Source organism: Streptomyces sp. NPDC060000 (assembly GCF_042737375.1).
Lineage (GTDB): Bacteria > Actinomycetota > Actinomycetes > Streptomycetales > Streptomycetaceae > Streptomyces.
The window spans coordinates 172,628-178,892 of the sequence record NZ_JBHWUU010000004.1; the positions used below are offsets into that span (position 1 = coordinate 172,628).

The 6,265-nt window shown below is 70.8% G+C and carries 6 protein-coding genes; 4 read left to right on the forward strand and 2 right to left on the reverse strand.

Translation table 11 applies throughout. The annotated features are described in order from the left end of the window. Position 1: 1 nt before the first annotated feature. Together ACFWBB_RS04425 and ACFWBB_RS04430 are read right to left on the reverse strand one after the other, a co-directional pair. Positions 2–1,570: a sugar ABC transporter ATP-binding protein gene (locus tag ACFWBB_RS04425; protein ID WP_385266781.1), complete on the reverse strand. Its 1,569-nt coding sequence runs from the start codon at positions 1,568–1,570 to the stop codon at positions 2–4. 62 nt (positions 1,571–1,632) lie between these two features. Next, positions 1,633–2,775, reverse strand: a complete 1,143-nt coding sequence (locus ACFWBB_RS04430; RefSeq protein WP_385266784.1) for a substrate-binding domain-containing protein — start codon at positions 2,773–2,775, stop codon at positions 1,633–1,635. A gap of 446 nt (positions 2,776–3,221) precedes the next feature. On the opposite strand from ACFWBB_RS04430, the gene ACFWBB_RS04435 reads away from it, so the two are divergent. Genes ACFWBB_RS04435 through ACFWBB_RS04450 form a run of 4 tightly spaced genes read left to right on the forward strand, consistent with a single transcriptional unit; the run spans position 3,222 to position 6,215 of the window. Continuing rightward, positions 3,222–4,628, forward strand: a complete 1,407-nt coding sequence (locus tag ACFWBB_RS04435) for an SRPBCC family protein (RefSeq protein ID WP_385266787.1) — start codon at positions 3,222–3,224, stop codon at positions 4,626–4,628. After that, complete coding sequence (locus ACFWBB_RS04440; protein WP_385266790.1) at positions 4,625–4,945, forward strand: 2Fe-2S iron-sulfur cluster-binding protein; 321 nt, start codon at positions 4,625–4,627, stop codon at positions 4,943–4,945. The genes ACFWBB_RS04435 and ACFWBB_RS04440 overlap by 4 nt, the downstream gene beginning before the upstream one ends. A 3-nt stretch (positions 4,946–4,948) precedes the next feature. Continuing rightward, positions 4,949–5,167, forward strand: coding sequence for a transposase (locus ACFWBB_RS04445; RefSeq protein ID WP_385266793.1), 219 nt, complete (start codon positions 4,949–4,951; stop codon positions 5,165–5,167). A gap of 4 nt (positions 5,168–5,171) precedes the next feature. Beyond that, positions 5,172–6,215 carry an NADP-dependent oxidoreductase gene (locus tag ACFWBB_RS04450; RefSeq protein ID WP_385266796.1) on the forward strand — a complete coding sequence of 348 codons (1,044 nt, stop codon included), beginning with the start codon at positions 5,172–5,174 and terminating at the stop codon, positions 6,213–6,215. Positions 6,216–6,265 lie beyond the last annotated feature (50 nt).

Genomic DNA, 6,265 nt, shown 5'->3' on the forward strand with positions numbered 1-6,265 from the left:
CTCACTCGGTTCCTTCCATGGCGTGGAGCAGCGCGCGTTCGGTGATGTCCCGGCCGCTGATCTCCCGGACGATCCGGCCGTCCCGTACCACCAGGACGCGGGTGCACAGGGCGAGCAGGTCCTCGGTGTCGGACGAGGACACGATCACCCCCATGCCGTCGTCGGCCTGCCGTTCGATCAGGTCGTACAACTGGAGGCGGGTGGCGATGTCGACGCCCGCCGTGGGCTCGCACAGCACCAGTACCGGCGGCCGTTGGGCCAGGCAGCGGGCCATGACGACCTTCTGCTGGTTGCCGCCGCTGAGGGTGGTGATCCGCGCGCCGCGTCCCGTCGAGCGCACCCCCACCCGCCGGATCCACTCCTCGGCGAGCGAGGTCTCCCGGCGCCGGCGCAGTCGTCCGCTTCGGGAGCGGAGGCGGTCGAGCAGGGGCAGGGTGAGGTTCTCCCCGACGGAGAAGTCGCCGATGACGCCCTCGCCGGCCCGGTCCGCGGGGACGAGCGGGATGCCCAGGCCGTCGGCGGCCCTGGCCTCGGTCCAATGCCGGGACCGCTCCGGGACCCGCACCTTCCCGCGTACCGGCCCCGGATGCGCCCCGCACACCGCGTACGGCACGGCTTCGTGGCCGGAGCCGACCAGGCCGGTGATGCCCAGCCGCTCGCCCCGTGCCAGGTCGAAGCCCACGCCGCGCAACGGGCCGGCCCACAGGTCGCGGACCTCCAGGACCGTCTCGGCGGGACCCGAGGGAGCCCGCGGCCGGTACTCGGTCTCCATCTCCTCGCCCGCCATCAGCTCCGCCAGCGACCGGGGCGTGAGCTCGGCGACCCGGCGGGTGGCGATCCGGCGTCCGCCGCGGATCACCGTGACCCGGTCGGCCAGCGCGAAGATCTCGTCCATGCGGTGCGAGACGTACAGGACACTGGCCCCGGCGTCGCGGATCTCGCGCACGATGTCGAAGAGCCGGGCCACCTCACCGGGCGGCAGTACGGCGGTCGGCTCGTCCAGCACCAGGACGCCGCGCCGGCCCTCCCAGCCCTGGAGGGCGGCGGCGATGGCCACCACCGCGCGCTGCACCGGGGTGGCTGTCGACAGGGGACGGCGCACATCGATGCCGAGGCCGAACCGCTCGACCAGGGCCGTCGTCCGGCGTTCCATCTCCGGCCAGCGGATGTTTCCGAGGGCCGTGCGGGCGAAGCCGCGGCTGAGCGCGAGGTTGTCCGTGGCGCTCAGCTCGTCGACCAGACCCAGTTCCTGGTGGACGAAACGGAGCCGGTCGTGCCGCGAACCGGTGATCTGCCCCAGGCCGAACGGCTCGCCGTCGAGTTCGGCGACCGCTCGGGAGTCGGCGTGGTGGTAGCCGGCGAGGATCTTGATGAGGGTCGACTTGCCGGAACCGTTGGGCCCGATCAGCGCGTGGATCTCGCCCTGGGCGATGTCGAGGTCGACGTCGTCGAGTGCCTGGGTCCCGCCGAACCGCTTGGACAGGCCGGACACCCGGAGCACGGGCCGGTCGGTCCCGGCGCGCGGTCCGGCCGCCCCGCGCGTCGCCTCCGGTGACGTGTCAGCGTGCACCGCTGCTCCCTTCGTCATGGGCGCCGCCGCCGGCGCGTGGCCGGCGGCGGGGGCCGCGTCGGTCAGTTCGAGCCCCACAGCGCCTCGAACTGCGCCTGGTAGTCCGCCACGAGAGGGAAGTCACCGAGCGAGGCGGGGAGGTTGTCCTTGGTGATCAGCATGTTGGGCAGCACCGCCTTCTGGTCCACGTCCATGGACTGGCCGGTGAAGTGGCGGGCCAGCGCGTCGACCTGGAGCCAGGCGGTCTCGTGCGAGTTCAGTGCCATCGCTCCGTCGCTCAGACCGCTCTTGATGTACTGGTAGTTCTGCGCGTCGCCGACGTTCACGGCGATGTGCTTGCCGGTGACGCCGGCGGTCTTCAGCGCGGCCGGGACGCCCACGTTGAGCAGGCCCAGCGAGAAGACGATGTGGGTCACCTTCGGGTGCGAGCGGACGTAGGAGACGACGCGGTCCGGCATGTCCTTGCCGACGGAGGTGATCGGCACGTCGACGGTGTCCAGCGCGCAGCCCGTGCACCACTCCTTGTACTTGGCGGCGAACTCGTCCTTGACCGGCTTGAGGATGGTGTAGGCGGGCAGGTCGAAGTAGACGGTGTCGGCCTTGGCGCCGCTGTCGGACACCACCCACGAGGCGAGCATCTCGCCCTGGACGGCGACGTCCTTCGGCCCGTTCTTCAGCAGCGAGATTCCGTCGCCCACCACGTCGTCGGCGTTCGACTGGATGACCGGGATGCCGGCCGCCTTCAGCTGCGCCAGCTGCTTGCCGTAGACGGCGCGCGGGAATCCGGAGGCGACGACGGCGTCCGGCTTGTCGCGCACCACCTGTTCGTAGGCGGCCTGGACGGACTCCGGCGTGCCCTGGGTCGGGATCTGCTGGACCTGCCAGCCGAGCTGCTTGGCGCCCTCCGTGAAGAAGTCGGCGAGGTCCTTGCAGGACTGCACCCCGCACAGGATGAAGTCGATCTTCTTGCCGGCGGGGATCTTCTTGCCCACCGGTTCGGTGACCGGGATCTTGTCCGGGCGCTTCGAGTACTTCGCCAGGGCCTCCCTGGCCGCGGTGAGGCCGGGGGAGCCCGAGGCCGCCGCCTTGGCGGTGTCGGCGCCCGTGGTCGCTTGGCTGCCGCACGCCGCCAGGGCGAACAGGGCGGTGACGGGGACGATCGCGGTCAGCGCGCGGCGGACCGCGCGTCCGGGTCTGGAACTCATCGTTGAGTGCTCCCGTGGTGTGGTGCCTGCGTCGGCGCGGCCCGCGACGCTGCCGCGTCCGCGGTGGCCGGTCTCGAACAGGCGGGTCCCGTGCCGCCCGGGCCGGGACGGCACGCTCAGGTGATGGGGCCTGCTGGGGGAGCGCCGTCGTGGGGTACGACGCGGGCCGCCGGGAAAGTCGGGCGGCGCTGCGGCCGGGGCAGGCGGACCGGGATGGCCGGCCACTGCCCCGAAGGCGTAGAAACTTGTGAGGCTCTACAGCCTCGGGTGCGACGGAGTGTGGCACGCGCTGTCGGACTTGGGGAGGGGTTGTGCGCAATGAATTCGCGGTGGGCTGTGCTGTTCTGCGTGAAATCGGGCTCTTGGGAACCCGGTCGGGGCAGCGAGTATTGCTCCCAGCCGCATCTGCTAACTACACTCACTCTAAAGTTTCTGGCTGAGGAGAGATGATGGACGAAACATCGGAGTTGGGCACGGCCCGATGCCCCGGGCCCAGCGTCCAGGACTACCTCGACCGGGACAGCCGACCGGTTCCCGCCGCGCTGCGGCACGTCAACAACGACTACCTCGGCAGCGAGGACATCGACACCACCCGCTTCACCTCCCGCGACTGGGCCGAGCGCGAGATGCGGCAGGTGTGGCGCCGGGTCTGGCAGTTCGCCTGCCTGGAGAGCGAGATCCCCGAGGTCGGCGACCACGAGATCTACGAGATCGGCGACGACTCACTGATCATCGTGCGCACGGCGCCGGACGAGATCCGGGCATACGTCAACGCCTGCCTGCACCGCGGGCGCAAACTGCGCACCGGCGGAGGCAACGTCGGCGAGTTCCGCTGCCCGTTCCACGGCTTCGCCTGGAACCTCGACGGGACCATGCAGACCCCGCCGTGCGCCTGGGACTTCCCCCATGTCGAGCCGGAGAAGTACGCACTCCCCGAGGCCAAGGTGGCCACCTGGCGCGGCTTCGTCTTCATCAACATGGACCCCTACGCGGAGTCCTTCGAGAGCTACCGCGGCACCTTCGACGACTACTACATCTGGCCGCTGCAGGACCGCTACAAGTCCCTGCACATCGCCAAGGTGCTGCCGTGCAACTGGAAGATCACCCAGGACGCGTTCATCGAGTCCTTCCACGTGATCGCCACGCACCCGCAGATGCTGCCCTGGCTCGCGGACGCCAACTCCCAGTACGACGTCATGGCGGACCAGCCCCACTGGAACCGCATGATCAACATCCAGGGCGCGCCCAGCCCCCACGTGGCCGACTCGGTCACGGAGGAGGACGTACTGGAGAGCTTCTACGACTCACGCGCGTTCTACGCGGCGGCCCAGGGCCGGGACCTGGTGATGCCCGAGGGCGAGCTGCCCGGGATACCGGCCGGCGGGACCGCCCGTCAGGTCCTCGCCGAGCGGATGCGCGAGCAGTTGGCGGCCACCTCGGCCCAGGACTACTCGGACACGGCCGACACCGAGCTGCTGGACGCCATCAACTATCTGCTGTTTCCCAACTTCAACCCGTGGGGCGGGGCCAAGTCCAACATCATCTACCGGTTCCGGCCCAACGGCCTCGACCCCGACTCCTGCATCGCCGAGATCATCTTCATGTCGGCCCCCAAGCAGCCCGGCGAGGTGCCTCCCCCGGCCGCGATCCGCTGGGTGCCGGAGGACATGCTCTTCGCCGACATCCCCGAACTCGGCGTGCTGGGGCCCGTCTTCGACCAGGACTGCGAGAACCTGCCGTACGTCCAGCAGGGGCTGAAGACCATGCGCAAGCCCGGCATCACCCTGGCCAACTACCAGGAGAGCCGCATCCGCCACTTCAACCAGACGCTCGACCAGTGGATGAACAAGTGACCGTGACCCACCGGGTCGAGGTCAGACCCTCCGGTGCCGAGCTGGCGGTGCGCGACGGCGAGGACCTGTTCAGCGCCGCCCAGCGGCTCGGCTACCGCTGGCCCACCGTCTGCGGCGGCAGAGCGACCTGCCGTACCTGCTTCGTGGAGGTCGAGGAGGGCGCCGAGAACTGCTCGCCCGTGGGCCCGCTGGAGCGTGAGGGGATCGAGGCCCTGCGCAAGCCGGTGGACGGCCTGACCCGGCTCGCCTGCCGGCTCCGGGTCGAGGGCCCGGTGACCGTGACCAAACGCGGCGTTCGCCGCAGACCGCAGGAGTGAGCCGTGAGTCCCAAACAAGTGACGCATCCGCTGACCGGGCACGTGTACCGGCTCACGGAGGACGGGCTGGTGGAGGTGACCGACCCCAAGACCGGCGTGCGGGGGATCTTCGACTTCCAGGCCCGCTGGCAGTCGGGTGAGCTGCGCCACGCCGACCTCCAGATGGCCGGCTGGGTGGGCCGCCTCGCCCAGCGGCGCGGCGTCCGGCAGCCGGAGGAGTGAGCCCGTGCCACCCCGTACCACCCGGGTGGTCTGTCTGGTGCGCCGCCCCGAGGGGGAGCCCGCCCCCGGCGACTTCGCCGTCCGGGAGCACCCGCTTCCGCGGCTCGGCGAGGGCCAACTCCTGGTCCGCAACCTCTATATGAGCGTCGACCCCTCGATGCGCGGCCGGCTGGAGCGCACCGAGAAGCACTACACGCACAACTTCACGCCTGGATCACCGCTCGACGGCCGGGCCCTCGGCGTCGTGGAGGAGAGCCGCTGCCCCTCGGTGCCGCCGGGCACGTTCCTACGCCACCAGCTCGGCTGGCGCGAGTGGGCTGTCCTGGCGCCCGCCGACACCGACGCGGCGGGCCGTATCGACCCCGGACTCGCGCCGCTGACCACGTGGTTGGGACTGCTCGGACAGACCGGATTCACCGCCTACGTCGGGCTCGCGCGGATCGCCGAGGTACGCCCCGGCGACACCGTCTTCGTGTCGGCGGCGGCCGGGGCCGTGGGCAGCGCCGCCGGACAGTTCGCCAGGCTGCTTGGCGCCGAGCGCGTCGTCGGGACGGCCGGAGGACCGGACAAGTGTGCCCTGCTGGTGCGGGAGTTCGGCTACGACGACGCAGCCGACTACCGCGCCGGGCCGGTGCGCGACGCCCTGACCCGGCTGGCGCCCGACGGCATCGACGTCTACTTCGACAACGTCGGCGGCGAACAGCTCGCCGCGGCTCTGCACGCGCTGCGGACGGACGGCCGCGTCGCGCTGTGCGGCATGATGTCGCAGTTCGGCGGCGAGCGGCGCTCCGCCGACATCAACCAGCTGATCCAGGCGGTCCTCAAGCGGCTGACCCTGCGCGGCTTCATCATCCGCGACCACGAGGATCTGCGGGCGGAGTTCGAGAGCCGCGTCGCCGACTGGCTGCGCTCCGGCCGCGTGACGGCCCGCGAGACGGTGACGAACGGCCTCGACAGCGCGGCGGAGACCCTGCTCGCCCTGCTGGCCGGCGGAAACGTCGGCAAGATGCTGGTGCGGCTGGCCGAAGACCCGTACAGCCGGGCGTAGTTGACGCAGTTCAAGTACTTCGAGCAGTCACAAGGTGCAGGGGCTGTCTC